This window comes from Providencia sp. PROV236, from assembly GCF_033676985.1.
GTDB lineage: Bacteria > Pseudomonadota > Gammaproteobacteria > Enterobacterales > Enterobacteriaceae > Providencia > Providencia manganoxydans.
In genome coordinates, this window is sequence record NZ_CP096297.1 from 3534893 (window position 1) to 3552037 (window position 17145).

At 39.9% G+C, this 17145-nt stretch carries 10 protein-coding genes and 3 tRNA genes; 4 read left to right on the forward strand and 9 right to left on the reverse strand.

The genetic code is table 11. The features are described from left to right. The first annotated feature begins 98 nt into the window (after positions 1-98). The 3 genes from M1E96_RS16290 to M1E96_RS16300 all read left to right on the forward strand — a co-directional run bounded on the left by M1E96_RS16290 (position 99) and on the right by M1E96_RS16300 (position 387). Positions 99-175, forward strand: a tRNA-Met gene (locus M1E96_RS16290). Between the two features lie 31 nt (positions 176-206). Further along, positions 207-283: transfer RNA gene (locus M1E96_RS16295), tRNA-Met, on the forward strand. 27 nt (positions 284-310) lie between these two features. After that, positions 311-387 (forward strand) — tRNA-Met (locus tag M1E96_RS16300). A gap of 87 nt (positions 388-474) precedes the next feature. Here the strand turns inward: M1E96_RS16300 and amiC are convergent. After that, a complete protein-coding gene (amiC, locus tag M1E96_RS16305) occupies positions 475-1722 on the reverse strand; it encodes an N-acetylmuramoyl-L-alanine amidase AmiC (protein WP_272580657.1) in 1248 nt (415 codons plus the stop codon). A gap of 245 nt (positions 1723-1967) precedes the next feature. On the opposite strand from amiC, the gene argA reads away from it, so the two are divergent. After that, positions 1968-3311, forward strand: a complete 1344-nt coding sequence (gene argA, locus M1E96_RS16310; protein ID WP_070928829.1) for an amino-acid N-acetyltransferase — start codon at positions 1968-1970, stop codon at positions 3309-3311. Positions 3312-3374: 63 nt separating this feature from the next. Here argA and M1E96_RS16315 read toward each other — a convergent pair whose 3' ends face one another. Genes M1E96_RS16315 through M1E96_RS16350 form a run of 8 tightly spaced genes read right to left on the reverse strand, consistent with a single transcriptional unit; the run spans position 3375 to position 17140 of the window. Next, positions 3375-3944, reverse strand: coding sequence for a hypothetical protein (locus M1E96_RS16315; RefSeq protein ID WP_140180515.1), 570 nt, complete (start codon positions 3942-3944; stop codon positions 3375-3377). Positions 3945-3995: 51 nt separating this feature from the next. Then, entirely contained in the window at positions 3996-5858 is a 1863-nt protein-coding gene (gene recD / locus M1E96_RS16320) for an exodeoxyribonuclease V subunit alpha (RefSeq protein ID WP_272580740.1), read from the reverse strand. After that, positions 5858-9460: an exodeoxyribonuclease V subunit beta gene (gene recB / locus M1E96_RS16325; RefSeq protein ID WP_319067392.1), complete on the reverse strand. Its 3603-nt coding sequence runs from the start codon at positions 9458-9460 to the stop codon at positions 5858-5860. Before recB ends, recD begins: the two co-directional genes overlap by 1 nt. Positions 9461-9465: 5 nt before the next feature. After that, on the reverse strand, positions 9466-12363 hold the full coding sequence (gene ptrA / locus M1E96_RS16330; protein WP_272580659.1) for a pitrilysin: 2898 nt from the start codon (positions 12361-12363) through the stop codon (positions 9466-9468). Between the two features lie 20 nt (positions 12364-12383). Then, positions 12384-15758: an exodeoxyribonuclease V subunit gamma gene (recC, locus tag M1E96_RS16335; protein WP_272580660.1), complete on the reverse strand. Its 3375-nt coding sequence runs from the start codon at positions 15756-15758 to the stop codon at positions 12384-12386. Beyond that, a complete protein-coding gene (locus M1E96_RS16340; protein WP_272580661.1) occupies positions 15736-16113 on the reverse strand; it encodes a prepilin-type N-terminal cleavage/methylation domain-containing protein in 378 nt (125 codons plus the stop codon). The genes recC and M1E96_RS16340 overlap by 23 nt, the downstream gene beginning before the upstream one ends. Continuing rightward, positions 16110-16556 carry a DUF2509 family protein gene (locus M1E96_RS16345; protein WP_272580662.1) on the reverse strand — a complete coding sequence of 149 codons (447 nt, stop codon included), beginning with the start codon at positions 16554-16556 and terminating at the stop codon, positions 16110-16112. Before M1E96_RS16345 ends, M1E96_RS16340 begins: the two co-directional genes overlap by 4 nt. After that, entirely contained in the window at positions 16553-17140 is a 588-nt protein-coding gene (locus tag M1E96_RS16350) for a prepilin peptidase-dependent protein (RefSeq protein WP_272580663.1), read from the reverse strand. Before M1E96_RS16350 ends, M1E96_RS16345 begins: the two co-directional genes overlap by 4 nt. Between the last annotated feature and the right edge of the window lie 5 nt (positions 17141-17145).

Consider the following 17145-nt stretch of genomic DNA (forward strand, 5'->3'; position numbering starts at 1 on the left):
CATGGAGAGTGATTTTTGTTCTATTTATGCGAAATTTTGAAAAAAAACACGAAAAAACTTGCATCAGATCTCATCCCGAGTATAGTGCCCGCATCGGACGCGGGGTGGAGCAGCTTGGTAGCTCGTCGGGCTCATAACCCGAAGGTCGTTGGTTCAAATCCAGCCCCCGCAACCAATAATAAGTTAGTATCAAAATATATTTCAGGCGCGGGATGGAGCAGCCTGGTAGCTCGTCGGGCTCATAACCCGAAGGTCGTCGGTTCAAATCCGGCTCCCGCAACCAATATCCCTGAAATATACCCTCTTCTGTCGCGGGGTGGAGCAGCTTGGTAGCTCGTCGGGCTCATAACCCGAAGGTCGTTGGTTCAAATCCAGCCCCCGCAACCAATTTTCGTCATTTCCAATAGAATCCACAAATAAAAAAGGCAACTCACATCTCTGTTCGCCGCCTCTTAAAAACGCAATATCATCTGATTAATTTCTTATGGCAAGTTCACCGCCATTGCGGAAATAAGCTTTAATTCCATGAAAGATTGATTCAGCCATTTGCTGCTGAAATTTAGCCGTTTTTAGTTTTCGCTCTTCCTCAAGGTTACTGATAAACGCCGTCTCAACTAAAATAGAGGGGATCTCCGGTGCTTTAAGTACCGCGAAGCCTGCTTGATCGACTTTGTTTTTATGTAAGCGGTTCACTTTCCCCATACGCTTTAACACTTCATCACCAAACTTCAAGCTATCATTGATGGTCGCCGTTTGCACTAAATCAAGCATCGTATGGTCAAGGTATGCGTCTCCACTTTTACTCACCCCACCAATTAAGTCAGCTTCGTTTTGAGTTTGAGCAAGGTAGCGGGCTGTGTTACTCGTCGCCCCTTTAGTTGATAACGCGAACACAGAAGAACCATTTGCAGAGCGATTAGTGAAAGCATCAGCATGAATTGAGACAAACAAGTCCGCTTGCATTTTCCGCGCCTTCGCAACTCTAACTTTTAATGGGATAAACACATCTTCATTACGTGTCATATAAGCACGCATTTCAGGATCTTTATCAATTAGCGCCTTTAAACGCCGTGCGATTTGCAGCACCACGTCTTTTTCGCGTGTTTTATATTTACCCATTGCCCCGGGATCTTCACCGCCATGACCTGGGTCTATCATGATAATAATTGGGCGATCTCTACCTGCTTGACCTGGTTTTTTGGCCTGAGCAGGCATTTTTTCTTCTAAATCACCTTTATTGTAATCTTCTAGTAATGCCAGTAATGGATCATCATTTGCACTAACACCCTGCGGATAGAAATCCATCACTAAACGATTTTTAAATTCAGCAACTGGGCCTATAGTAAAAATCTGTGGGCTAACTTTATTTTTAACTTCAAAAACCAAACGTACTGTTTTTGGATCGAATTGTCCGACCCTAACTAATTTTAAGTGAGGATCTCGAGATTGAATTTGCGTTCCCATTTGCTTCAGAACATTATTCAGCTGCACACCTTCGAGATCAATAACTATGCGCTCAGGATTGTGTAATACCAACTGACGATATTTTAATGGGACAGTCGATTCTAACGTTACTCGTGTATAAGACGATGCCGGCCAAATACGAACGGCAATAACGTTACTACTCGCAGCAAAACCGAATGGGCTAACGCTGAGCAACATAACTGCCGCTGCCCCTTTGATAAAGCGGCGCTTCGATGAACTGTGATCTCGGTGACTCATCAATAATTCCGAACCTAAAACATAATATCAGGTGATTTTAGAATAAAAGCCAAGTAGAGGCCAGAAAGATAACTCTAACGAATCATTAGCATACTGTCATCAAGAATACACATTTAAATATAGAGATATGTAAACTCAAATAATAAAAATGTTACAAGTCTTATCTTATCTTTTACTTGATATTTATCGCTAAAAAGAATAAAAATACATAATTAACGAATAAAAATTCACTTAAGAGGGTGGTTATGAAAGAGCGCAGCACCGAATTGGTTGATGAATTTCGCCATTCGGTACCTTATATCAATGCCCACCGCGGCAAAACGTTTATTATTATGCTTGGTGGCGAAGCAATTGCGCACGAAAATTTTCCAAGTATTGTCAATGATATAGGGCTATTACATAGCCTTGGGATCCGTATTATTGTTGTTTATGGCGCTCGCCCACAAATTGAAGGCATTTTAGCTGAACATAATTATGAGGCTATTTACCATAAACATACTCGGGTTACTGATTCGAATACACTTGAATATGTTAAACAAGCTTCAGGCGCTTTATTACTTGATATTACAGCACGTTTATCAATGAGCCTGAACAATACGCCATTACAAGGTGCCCACATCAATGTCGTTAGTGGAAACTTTGTTATTGCCCAACCACTTGGTGTTGATGATGGTGTTGATTATTGTCACAGCGGACGTATTCGTCGTATTGATGAAGATGCTATCAATAAGCAACTCGACAATGGTTCTATCGTGCTAATTGGCCCAGTTGCTGTTTCTGTCACAGGAGAAAGCTTCAACCTCACTTCCGAAGAAGTTGCTACTCAACTCGCTGTCAAAATGAAGGCGGAAAAGCTGATTGGTTTTTGCTCTTCGCAAGGTGTTGCTGATAAAGAAGGTAATATTTTATCTGAGTTGTTCCCCAATGATGCAGAAATTCGTATTCAAGAATTAGAATCCGAAGGTGATTATTACTCAGGAACCGTCCGTTTCTTACGCGGAGCTGCGAAGGCTTGCCGCCGCGGAGTGCGTCGTAGCCACCTATTAAGCTATCAAGAAAATGGAGCATTGATCCAAGAACTATTTTCTCGTGAAGGTATCGGTACGCAAATTGTTATGGAAAGCGCAGAGCAAATCCGCCGTGCCAATATTAATGATATCGGAGGGATCCTTGAGCTTATTCGCCCTCTTGAACAACAAGGTATCCTAGTTAGACGATCGAGAGAACAACTTGAGATGGAAATTGATAAATTTACCATCATTGAACGCGATAGCTTAATTATCGCATGTGCTGCGCTATACCCCTACCCCGATGAAAAATTAGGTGAAATGGCCTGTGTTGCAGTGCATCCTGACTATCGCAGCTCCTCTCGAGGAGAAGAATTATTACACCGTGTCGCATTACAAGCAAAACAATTAGGGCTAGATAAATTGTTTGTCCTTACAACACGTAGCATCCATTGGTTCCAAGAGCGAGGCTTCGTACCTGCGGAAATTGAAATGTTGCCTGTAAAAAAACAGGCTCTCTATAATTACCAACGACGCTCTAAAATTTTGATGCTTGATTTAAAAACGCAAGCAGATAAATAACTCACTAAACGACTAACCTAACTCTTAGGTTAGTCGTTGGTTATGCACTTATGATTTAGGCTATTACGCTATTTGCACTATGCGTGATTTTTCACAGAGTGGGAAGCTATCAATCACAGGCTGGATGAGTGCTGACATCTCTGCAAATGAAGTACCATAGAAATAGAATGCAGTTTCTGTCGGTCCTTCCCAAACGCCATGGATTGCACCTATCTCTTCAACAGCCTCATCCAGTTTATCGAAAATTTCATTAATATCGCTATTTTCATAAACCTCATCAGGTAATTCAGTACCATTGAAATATAGCGCCAGCCCTTCTTCATCACCAAACTCAATTACGGTGTCTTCACCATGAATGACTAAGCGAGATCCTTTAGGAGCTAACATTGATGAAAACAATTGAATAATCAAGCTAATATTCTCATCGCTTGCATCTGCAACGGCGAGTTCAATATCGCACTCTTCGGCTTCACCATTATCAGAAAGTAAAGTTCCACCACCAGTCACTTGGATTTCTTTTCCCATTCCTTGCATGACTTGTGTAAATGCATCCTCTAAATCAGCACGTCTTTCCGGTTCAATCCTAGCTTTTAATGTTACCGTCATCGCCGTCATTTCTTGCTGGTTTTCCATATCATTACCTTTTTGCATTTAAATCCAATTATATTGCCAAAACTACGGGGGTTACTTTTCTTTGGCACTCAAAAGCTGTATTGCCAAACCACTACGCCGTTTGGTTGGTGTTTCAATAGCGCGACGAATGATTTTCATACCGCAATACAATGAAAGTTCTTTTTTCGCTCGAGTAATTGCTGTGTAGACGAGCTCACGAGTCAATACAGGCGAATATACCTTCGGTAAAACTAAAGCGGTATGAGTAAACTCCGAACCCTGTGATTTATGAACCGTCATTGCATAAGCTGTTTCATGCAATGGTAAACGATTAGGCTGAATACCTTTAATTGTTCCATCTGGGTATTGAAAGTATGCCCTTAATGCACCATCTTCATCTGGAAGTATGATACCTATATCACCATTAAATAAGCCTAGTGGGCTATCATTACGGCTGATCATAATAGGCCTTCCTGCATAATGTTTGTTCATCTGATTGTATGGACGGTGGATCAACCCTTGCCGATGAAGCAGTTTTTCTAGCTTGTCATTGATCCCCATAACACCATAAGGGCCATCTCTCAAAGCAGTCAATAACCGATATTGATTAAACTTATGTAACACCTCAGAAGCAAGCTGCCTAGTTTTTACTGCTAACAGATATTCCTGATAAAAGCCTGCCGCTGCAATCAACATTTGTGCATAATCGTCTTCATCTTGTTGTAAGTATGTATGCACATCGGCTAAGTCCTTAGTTAATAATTTTTCAGCGTGCTTTGTATCACCTTCATTGACCGCTAAAGCTAACTGCCCTATTCCTGAAGATGCAGAGAAACGATAACTTTTGCGTAGTAAGCACAGGCTATTTCTAATTGGGGGTCCTTGCTCAGAAGTAAAATGTTCAAGCGAATAATTGGTCAATTGAGATAACTCAGCGGCTCGTTGAGGACTGTAGCCTACATCAGCAAATTGACAAATATCACCAAGTACAGCTCCCGCTTCTACCGATGCTAACTGATCTTTATCACCTAAAAAAATTAATTTTGCCTGTTTGGGTAAAGCCTCAATCAACTTCCCCATCATCGGCAAATCAACCATAGATGCTTCATCGACAATCAATATATCTAGCACCAATGGGTTATCTTGATTGTAGCGAAATTGCTGGCTTTCAGGTTGTGCACCTAATAATCGATGCAGTGTTTTAGCCTGATTGGGTAACATGCCTCTCTCATCATCATTAAGTGGCAAGCTATTTAATGCTGTCCCTAAAGATTCTGTTAGCCTTGCTGCCGCTTTTCCTGTTGGTGCTGCAAGTTCAATTTTAATAATTTGCTTATTATTGACTGCAAGTTTAATTAAAGCGGCGAGGATCCGTGCAACTGTGGTTGTTTTTCCTGTTCCCGGACCACCTGAAATGACAGATACTTGACTAGTGACTGCAACTGCCGCAGCTATCTTTTGCCAATCGATTTCATTGGCTAAAGGAAATAGCCCATCTAATATGAGTTTAACCGCTTGGTTATCATACTGAGGCAACGAAGTATGCGAAAAAAAACGAGATACCCTTTGTTCGTATTGCCACAAACGCTGAAAATACAAGAAATGATTAGATAAAATTAACGGTGATAGCTCTTTCTCATCAGCTAAAGAGACAAAAGGCGCATCTTTGATATCTTGATAAATAGCTTCGGCACTCGGTTCCCCGATTGCTAGCCAAAATTCCTCAGCTAATTCAGGATGCCTACCTGCAAATAACGTCTCAACACTAATTTCAGACAACGCTAAACACACGTGCCCAGCCATAGTCTCCGAACTTAATAAAGCTGCGGTAAAGAGTAATAATGGGCTCTGCCCTTCTGCGATATTGTAAGCAAACTGAACATCAAGAGGCGTGAACAAATGTTCTTCAAGCGCTTTATCAAACAGCTCTTTCATCATTTTTCTTGTTCCTCTAATGCCTTACAAAATAGCTGATCAAGCTCATTGATAAACGAAGATTCAGGTCGATAATAGAAAATACCATTTTTCGACTCAGCCCGATCAATACCTCGTAAGAAGAGATAATAAACTCCTCCAAAATGCACATCATATTGATAATTTGGTAAACGTTGTTTTAGATAGCGATGTAATGCCAATGAATACAGCTGATATTGTAAATCGTAACGATGATCTACCATGGCTTCTGCCATGGCGGCTTGAGTATAACTCTCTGCACTTTCACCGAGGTAATTTGATTTATAATCAAGAATATAAAACTTACCTTTCCATAAAAATGTCAAATCAATAAACCCCTTCAAAATACCTTGAACTTTTTCAAAGTTAAGAGGCGGGCATACTTTAGATAATGGGTCATAACGATGCGTAATTTGATCAAGCTGTTTAGCTTCTAATAAACTATCAATAGGTAGGTAAAACTGCATTTCATCTAGCATATCACTGGCCGCTAATGCAGATAAACATAAGCCATCATCGTTAAGCGGCGCTTGAACAATCGCAGTCAGCCATAGCTGAAGCATATCGGCCCATTTACTCTCAAAGCCCGAGAGCTCTAATTTCTCCACCAGCCACTCTAATGAAACCTCTTGAGAAAAATCGATTTCTTCCATTAGTTCATGTAAGAACGTGCCTGGAGCTGCTCCTTTAGGGAATTGATGAGGCGTTAAAGTCTGTTCATCTTTTGAAGGAAGAGAGGCATCAATACTCACTTCAATATCCATTGTGGGTGCGAGTGAGTTCGCCAACTGTTCAGCACTAATTGTTTGTGCACTTTCAACATGCCCACTACTGTAGCTTAAACCTGAATAACTCGTAACTCGCCAATGATCATCAAAAAAACGGGTAATATTCCTTGCACAAAGCACTTCATCATCGACTTCACTTAAAGATAACGAATTGGATTTAATATGTGCTATTTGTTCGACACTAATCGTGCTATTAACTAGCTCAGCTAATCTTGCATTAAGTAAATTAAAATCCCCTGCTTCACCTTTTTGTATTAAATAACCTAGAGCAGATAAATGCAGATCTGTTTCGCCGCTTTTCTTGCGGTTACCTTTAATGATAGGGGCAATACCAACACTACAATGATAAATAGCACGAGTGAGTGCAACATAGAGTAAGCGTAAATCCTCAGCTAAACGTTCTTGATCGGCAAGCGCTACGTTTTCTTCACTATCCGCTAAATCTAAACGTGTACCGTAATCTTCACGATCATGAAAGAGGGCTTTTGATTGTGGTAAAAAATTGCTCACAAAAGGTAGCCAAACAATTTTATATTCAAGCCCTTTCGATTTATGAATAGTGCTGATTTGCACTAAGTGTTTATCGCTTTCTAAACGCATTTGTTGGGCATTCGATTGATGGTCTGGATGAGCTATTTGCTGTGTTAACCAGCGAACTAGCGTATGTTCCCCTTCAAGTTGTAAAGACATTTCTTGAAGTAGCTCACCAATATGCATCATATCCATCAAGCGCCGCTCACCATCTGTCGCAGCAAGTAATGTTTCCGCAATATGCCGCTCTGCCATCAGTACCCGTAACATAGGTAATACTCCCCGCTTGTGCCAAATTATGGCATAGCGGGTAAACTCATCGACCAGTGCTTCCCATGCTTTTTCATTATAATTCAAAGCATCTATTTGCTGAGCATCCAACCCAATAAGACCTGTCGCTAGCGCACAACGCAACACTCGCTCTTTTTCTGGAGACAATACAGCTTGAAGGATCCATAACAGATCCTTTGCTTCTTGGGTGGCAAATACACTTTCACGATTTGATTGGAACACCGAGGGGATATTTAATTGGTTCAAAGCATCTCGGATCAAAACAGCTTCTCGGCGGCTTCTAACTAATACCGTAATATCTGCCGCAGAAACTGGTGATTGCTTCCCATCACCATTTTGAAAAACCGCAGTACCAGCTAATCCCCCCTGTAACCATTCACTGATTTTCCCAGCACACTGTGATGCCATGGTTTGCTCATAATCAGTAATGGATACCGCTTCTCTATCTAGATGCCAAAATGTCAATGCCGTCAGTGCCTGACCATTTTCCAATAATTTTTTACCTGCATTTTTTGCAGAGAAATTAACAGGGTTGAATGGAATTTGTTCAAATATAAACGGATTATCACAATGTCTAAAAATGTGGTTTACTGCCTCTACCATATGCTCAGATGAACGATGGTTCGTTTCTAACGTATAATGGGCGTTAACCTGCTTCTTAGCCTCAATATAGGTAAAAATATCTGCTCCGCGAAATGCATATATTGCTTGTTTCGGATCACCAATAAATAATAAAGCGCTGTGTTCGACACCACGATATATACGCTGAAATATACGGTATTGTTGTGGATCTGTATCTTGAAACTCATCAATCATTGCGACAGGAAAACGCTGGCTAATTGCCTCAGCCAGAAACTGCCCACCTTCATTTTTCAATGCTTTATCTAAGCGAGTCAGTAAGTCATCAAACCCCATTTCACCACGACGATGTTTTTCATGAGCAATACTTTGCCTCACTTCAGTAATAGCGAGAGGGATAATTAAATCTTTAATCGTCAATGATTGTGTAAGCAATTGGTCGATTTGAATAAATGCTTGATGTTCAGGACCAACACCGCTTTTCGATTTTTCATGTAAAGTGGCTTGAGAGAAGCGAATAATCTCTTTAGGCAATTGATAATCTTGGGTATCTTCCTCTGCCCAACAGGTTATTTTTTCTAACCAACTGGGTAAATAACGAGAGCTATAGCTGCGTTTATCGACATCTGAGTTAGTGATTAATTTTTCAAATTCACTGCACCCATCTAACCATGCAGCTTTGACATCATTAATTAAGCTAATAAAACGTTGATGTCGTTCTTCAAAGGTCTCTGTATCCTCTCCTCCATTAACAATATATGGCATATCCCCTTGTAAAAACGGTTTTATTTCAGCCAATAATGCTTCTGGGCTATTCCATTGTGACAAAATAACTTTTGCCATCGAATAATCAAGAGGATAAAAGTGGCGGCGCCAAAAATCAGCGCATGCTTGCTTTTGAATTGGTTGTTCATCTTGGATCATATTTTGTTCAAACAAAACGCCCGATTCAAAAGCATTGTTGACTAACATCCTTTGGCAAAAACCATGAATAGTATAAATAGCCGCTTCATCCATTTGCCGTTCAGCCGTTAACAACCAATTTGCTGCAAATTCTCGTTGTTCTGGAGTTGCAATTTGTGAAAGTAGCTCCAAATATTCAGGCTGATCCTCAAACCCTACCCCCTCACGAATACACGCGAGTCGCATATTATGGATCCGCTCACGTATGCGACCACGCAATTCGTTGGTTGCTGCCTCAGTAAAGGTCACAACCAAAATTTCCTCAACGCTAAGAGGCCGAGGGAAAGCATTTGCTTCCCCCAACCCAAGCAGTAAACGCAGATAGAGGATCCCTATGGTATACGTTTTACCGGTACCCGCTGATGCCTCAATTAATCGCTGCCCTTGTAAAGGCAATGAAAAAGCATCTAGCAATTGGGAACTTATCTGCATTTTATTCACTCTGCATCTTCCTTAATTGGTAACATCTTTTGGAACTCTGAAGCATTTGGATAGAACACCCAGCCTTTCAGTGGTGCGTATCCTGTTTTTTCATCAACATCCTGACCAATAACTTGAGACGTTAACGCTAAACCTTTACGTTGCATCACTGCATTTTGGTAATAATCAATAACTTGCTGCTGTGTCGTTTTACCAAATAATTCAATAACTTTAGCTCGAGTATCAAAGGTAAAGATATTGCGGCTAAAGTCAGATGAATAGCGTCCTACCTCTTCATAGAAAGTTTGTGGTGGTTGCTTCATTTCTGTAATGATCGACTGTTTATACTGTTCAAACTCTTGAGCGGGTAATTTTTTCAACTTTTCAAGAGCCGTACTATAAAACTCTTGATAACGAGTATTTAAGTAATCAGGCGTTTTTGCATTACTTTGCAGTAAGAACCCAACCCCCCACTGATCACCTAAACCTACTTTGAATGCAAACACAGCATAACCAAGTTGCTCGTTAGTTCTAAGCTGATCATAGAACCATGGTTGAATAATATTAGACAGTAAACCAGATAGCACAGCCCCCTCAATACGGCTATACCCTTCAGGAATAAAAATTTCTGCTAACGCATTATCCGTGCTTTTGGCTTGATTATGAAAATCGGCTAGATAAGGCTTATCAATCACAACAATGTCACCACGCCACCAGCCTTTTCCTTTGCTTTTCAGTAAATCACGAGCATCTTTAATAACATTAATACTTTGTTTATCGGTTAAATTACCAATTACCATAGCTTGTAATGACGCGCTCTCTATCACTTTACTACGGTATTTCGTGATATCTTTTAGAGAAATACTGTCTAATGTAGATAATCGCTCTTCTTGTTCAAAATAAGGAACAGTATCGATACGTCGTAGTGGCTGCATAGCTATTTCATAAGCCTTAGCATTATTGGCTACTTTTATTTGTTCCTGATACCAAGATTTAGCTTGAATAAGCTCTCTTTCTGTTGGCTCAAAGCTTAAATACAGCTTTGTCATCGATAGAAATAGCTCAGGTAAATGCTGAGTATATCCACTCGCATTAAACTGCAATCCAACGCCTTGTGAAACAGACACCGACATACCTGCTACCGATGCTTGATATTGCAGCTCATCCATTTTTAATGATGCTATATATTGCAATAATGCTCCAGTCACTTGGGATTTAGCATCTTGATCACCAACTTTTGTTTTCAGTAATAAATTAATAGTTGCTTTAGGTTCATCTGCAAAATATTGGCTTGGCATATACAGCACACGTGTATTGCCATCCTGATAAACTAATTCAGGATGTTTATAGGTTTTTTCTGTCTTAATTAATGACAAGTTATCCGGAATGTATGGGTTCAATTCAGGTAACCTAAATTTCATTTTAGATTCTAGCTGCTCCCATTGGGTTAACTGCTTCTGAGTTATTTTATCGACCTGATAAGCTGCATCAACAAAGTAGGCTTTCTTATTGTGTGGCTCATTTGGGCTAATAAACCAAATCCGTGCATCCTTAGCCGTTAGCTCAGAGAGCCTTGCCTTTATTGCCGAAGGATCATATTTGTCCGCAATATAATCAGAATCTAATACATGGTTGACCGGTACATTAATCATTTGGTCTGATAACCATTCAATGTAGTTCATATCTCTGACAATAGAGCCATAACGGAACGATAAATTCAGTACATTCGCGATTTCATCAAAGTAACTTTTGGTTACCCCTTCTTTTTTCAACAGATCAATATAAGCAAATACAGCCGCAATAATTTCATCACGTTCTGCCAGCCCTTTATCTGTCAAAGTAATGTAGATAGAAAAAGTCCCATAATTCCGATCTGCGTTAGGCATTGCAGAGGCACTAATCCCCTCAGCCAATCCTTCAGAGACTAGCCAATCTGCTAATGTGCCAGGACTGCGATTCCCGATTAGATAACCAATGTATTCATCACTTTTACTGCGAAAATCAGCCATATTGTTCTTAATACTGAACTCTAATTGAATGGCTTTTTGTGGCTGAGCAGGGATATAGTGGATCACAATCCCTTTTTCATTGTCTGTGACAGCGGGAACATCCGTTGTTGGCGCTTTAATATTATGGTCTGGAATACGCCCAAAGGTTTCTGCTGCAATTTTTGCCAGCGACTCAATAGATTGGTCACCATACAGAACACCATTCATCAAATTCGCCGAATAATATTGCTTATAAAAACCCACTAGCTCATCTTGTAACTTACTACCGGGTTTATCTTGCAACGTCTCTAAATTTCCACCAGAAAAGCGTGAGTTGGGGTGATTAGGATTTAATGTTTCAGAGCGAACTTGCCATAGACGCATTCCATCACGGGAACGAGCCATAGTCAGCTCCGCATTGACGGCATTTCGTTCTCTATCTGCATTAGTCGGATCCAGTAGCGGCTCAGCTAAAGCATCCGCTAATCTATCCGTAGCATCCTTTAAGGCACTATTTTCAACTTCTAAATAGTAAGCAGTACGATGTGCCGCGGTACTGGCATTATGACTCCCACCATGCTTTTGTAAAAACTCAGACAAACTGCTGGGTTCTGGATATTTTTTAGAGCCCATTAACACCATATGTTCTAAATAGTGTGCAAGCCCTAATTGGCTATCTGGGTTTTCTAAGCTACCAACAGGAATAGAAACAGCGGCTAGTGATTTAGTCGCTTTTGGATCTGAAACCAATAACACTATCATTCCGTTATGTAGCTTAACGGCTTGATAGGTTCGTGGATCATTTTCGCTCTTATTGATAGTTTCGGGTAACACCTGCCAAAGGGGCTGGCCAATCGCTGCTGCCCCCCAAACCATTAAGGTTACCAATAAGAAAAATTGAGCGATACTTTTGGATAAACGTCGCATCCTTTAATGCACCCCTTTTTTTATTTTAGATATTCTGCCATCGGCAGAAGATAACGCTGAGAATTTTCCAACAGTGACTGAATTAAGTTTTGGTCAATATTTCTACAAACTCGTAACACATAATCATCCTCCATCTCCCCTCTTTTCATGGATGAACCTTGGAGGCTTTGCACTAGTACTGATAATGCTTTTTGTTGTACATCTTCAGAAACAAAATCATATTGTTTCGTTTTTTTATCAAAACAAGCTGATAACCAATTCCAACCACTTTGATTTAACAATAACAATGGGCTATTTAGGCCATTACAGTAACCCGTTATAAGCTGTTCTAAATAATTCTTAGCATTTTCTTGCTTTACACTAGAAAAATGCCACGTACTGTTATCACGACCTAGTGCAATACTATCACCTTCACCGATCGTAAAATTAAACAACAGATGTTCTATCCACAGTTGAATACCATCATTTGCTGTCAAATAAGCAGGCCGATAACGTAATACCCCGTTTTCATGCACATTTCTTAATACTCCTGTTAATTTGATGCCATTGATATCAGTATCAATCACATGGTCAAAGGGTTGAACATTTTGCTCCTTAACCTTTTCAGCCAATGGCATAATATTATTCATTTGTTGCTCCCAAAACAGCTGCCCAAATTGCTTAGCAGGTAACTGCCCAGAGGCTCTCAGTGATTGATAAAGCTGAACTGGATCTTCATCTTTAACTAATAAAGCTAATACACGTTCATTAATTTTATAGCGCTGTAATCTATCTAAAATAAAGGGCTCATCCTCTGGCAGTTCTGTTTCTTCAATGGCGAAATGAACTTTCAAACGTTGTTGAAAAAAAGCTCTTATTGGATGACGATAAAAACGCAATAGTTGTTCAACTGAAAGCTCAGTGATGATTTCACGTTCATTAAGCTGAGATACAAAAGGCTTGTTCCCTTGAAATACAGTTTGCGCGGCTGGTAACCACTCACTTGCAAAACTCTGATTTATAGAATCCGCAATGAAGTTTTCTTTGGCAAAAGGCACACGGTTGTGCTGTGTGACAAGATGTTTTTTTAATCTCATCGCACTCTCATCAATATTAAGTTCCTCATCCCCCTGTAAACAAAAACTTTGGCAAATATAATCCAAAAGCTCAGTCACTAGCACAGATGGGTTACAGGTTTGGTTATCCTGTATAGATAGACCAATATAGCTAACATAAAGTTGCTTCGCTGCTGAATTCAATGCTTCTAAGAATAGGTAACGATCATCATCTCGGCGCTTTCGATCCCCTCTGGCAGGCTTCTCTGCCATTAAATCAAAGCCTAGTGGTGGAATACTACGGGGGTATATACCATCATTCATCCCTAATAAGCAGACGACTTTGAAAGGTACCGAACGCATTGGCATTAAGGTACAAAAATTGACAGCACCAGCTAGAAAGCGCTGACTTATCTTTTCATCGTCAAAACATACAGCTAGTTCATCACGGATCAAACGTAAAGGGACTTTTTCATCATAACCAGAGCTTAAGGCATTTTCGATAATCCTATGCCATTGCTCTGTAACAAGAGTAAGCACTAACTCTGTATCGCCATCAATTTTAAAAAAGCTATGAAGTAGCTGCTGGCAAATCGCTTTCCACTCTTCAAGATTTCTCTCAACTTCTAGTAATGTTCGCCACTCTTTTAATGTATTGACTAATAATGCGAGCTTACCTGCTAACTGAGCAGCTAACCCACTACTTTCATCATAAGGTAAAACATTATGCCAAGGGCCATATCGACTATCCATTGCATAGCCTAATAGCATACGGCTCAACCCAAATTGCCATGTATTTTGCCCAATTACGGGCAGTGCCAAAGCACGCACATTATCATCATCTAACCCCCAACGGATCCCTGACTCATTAACCCATCGACGTAATAAACTTAATTCACTTTCATCAATATTGAAATGAGCGGCAAACGCAGACACCTCAAGTAATGTAAGTACTTGTTCAGTTGAAAAACGGCTTTGCGGAAGGTCAAGTAATAAAATAAATGCTTGTAAAATAGGATGGGCTTGTAATGCCTTTCTATCTGAAATGGAAAAAGGGATATAGCGCCCAGATGCCGTATTGCCAAAAACGGCTTGAATGAATGGTGTATAACTGTCGATATCTGACACCATGACAATAACATCTCTAGGTGTAAGCGTTGGGTCATACTCAAACAATGACAATAATTGATCTTGCAAAACTTCGACTTCCCTTTGTGCACTATGGCACGAATGAAAAGTCACTGATTGATCGGATAAAGCTAACCTACGTTTGTTGTTACTCGTGAGGTAATCTTGTAGTGTAGTTCCGAATTGAGCATGATTTTCAAGATCTAAAATATCCTGTTGTAAATTCTCTAGTAGGTTGCGACGATTTGTATCAACAAATGCTGATATTTCATTCGCATTATCAATCTGTGAGATAAAATACAGATTATCCCGCCCTAATTTTCCCCATGACGCAAGCAATGGGTTAGCGAGTTCTTGTTCACCTTCATCGTTGAATAACCTTTCAACATTCCCATCAATTCTAAAACGTGATATTTCATGCTTATCAATATAATGCTTCAATTTTCTTTTCTGTAATTTGGCAAGAAAAGAGTGGCTGTAAATATCTCCCCAGTAATAGCGACATGGGTTAGTAAACATCAGGTGAATATCAGTATGCTCTGCAATTGCTTTTAGGGCTTGCAGGTAAACAGGCGGTAAAGATGAAATCCCGCAAATAAAAATACGCTTTGGTAATACATTTTTTAAATCCTGCTCACCTTGTAGCTTGGCAATAAACTGCTGATAAAGATTCGCTCGGTGCCATGGTGACTGCTCAAGAGTTTGAGTATAATCAACCAACTTCAGCCATAATCGTCTTTGCCATAATTGATTTGAGCTTAACCCCTCGACTAATTCATTCTGCTGCCATTTTTCTATCCACTGAGGTCGATAAACTAAATATTGGTCAAATAAATCTGCGACTCGTCCCGCTAGCTGGTGTAACTTTCGCTTATCTGAATCATTCTGTAAGTAATGCCGTAACGGCTCAAATTCTTCTTCATCAATGACTTCAGGTAATATTTTCATCAGTTTCCAAGCCATAGCTTGCTTGGTATAAGCGCTCTCTTTCGGTATATCGGGAAGTACACGACGAAACATATCCCAAATAAAAGTTGCTGGTAGAGGATAATAAATATTCGCAGCTATCCCAAAGCGCTTTGCTAACTCTATTTGTAACCATTGGGACATACCCGGACTTTGTACTAAAACGATTTCTTGCTCGAACGGATGAGAAAGTGGTTCATTTTCCATTAAATGAGCAATTAACTCCTTTAATAGCTCTAATTGATTAGAATGATAAACCTGAAACATGACTATCTCCTGTTCTGCAAAACCAACGGTTTAGCGAAAAATCTTGCTGAGTACTTAATAAACTGACGGTTGTACTTGTGCAACTATCAGACACCATAAGTGACTGTAAGTTTATCTGCCAATTAGGATAAATAAATGATGGGTCATTTGGTATTAACGCCATCTTCGCCGCTTCCTGCTCTAAACGACTTTGTAGCTCCCTTACTGCAACTGAGCTACTAAATATCCAATTGAAATTCAAGGTAATATGTTGAGTATAGTTTAACAGAGCGACTAGCAGCATAGCAAAAATCACTACAGCAAGCATTGACTCTATGATTGCAAAACCACGCTGATCTTCCAGCTCATCATTCATTGGCAAAATCCCTTTTTATCAACTGGACAGTAATCAAGCCAACCTTTTATTTGGCTTCGCACTTTCTGTGTGCCTGAAATAGGAGAAACCCAGCGATAGAGCGTAACATCATATTGCCCCCTATAGTTTCCTTTACCAGAGAGAATAAATTGAGAACCTTTATAATGTTTAAGGCAGCTTTCCCATGAGTGCTCTGATGCTCTCTGACATTGCCATTTTTGGCGGCTAAACGTCTGCAAAGCCCAAGATTGCTGAAGCCCCCATGACAGCGCTGACTCTGCTTGATTAAATGCTTCAACATATTTTTTTTCCTTTAAAAATTCGTTGCGAGCGTTTTCTTGATAAAAATGTAATGCTTTTAATAACAGTAGCGCTGTTGTCATCAATACCACGACCATCACTAACGCAATGTTTCCCTGCTGCTGAAAAATACGATGCTTCATCGTAAATTCCTTAGCAAAACAGCGCTACGATAATGAAAGGCTTTGTTTGGCAAATACGGTGTTTCAATGACTAAATATATTTCCAGCAACGACTGAACTTCATGCCATACAAATTTTAATGAAGAGACTTTAATCATTAGAGGATCAAATAAAGATTGCCAACGGTTACCATCACAATCCGTAATATTTCGATTTGACTCTAATTTTTTGTCATTCAGGCGATAGCCAAAAAAATCAGATTCTTTATTTCTACCTTGAACCGACCGCCATGTTCCTGACAAGTTCTGGTCATAAGCGAAAATAATGCATGAGTTAGGGTATCGACTTAAAAATTTAGCATCAATTTTAATCGCCTCACCTTGGCAAGAAACACGGCTACAATAACCTATACGCCTGAGATCCTTCTCCATATTAATTAGCACCTGACGAGCATCTCTATCAATTTGATATTGAATATATGATTGATGTACTTGCTTAATTAGTGTTGGAAAAACAGAGATTGCAGCAATACATACCAAACTACTGATCGACATAGCGACTAGCGTTTCTATTAACGAGAACCCTTTTTGATGGCTTAAATTCATCTGTA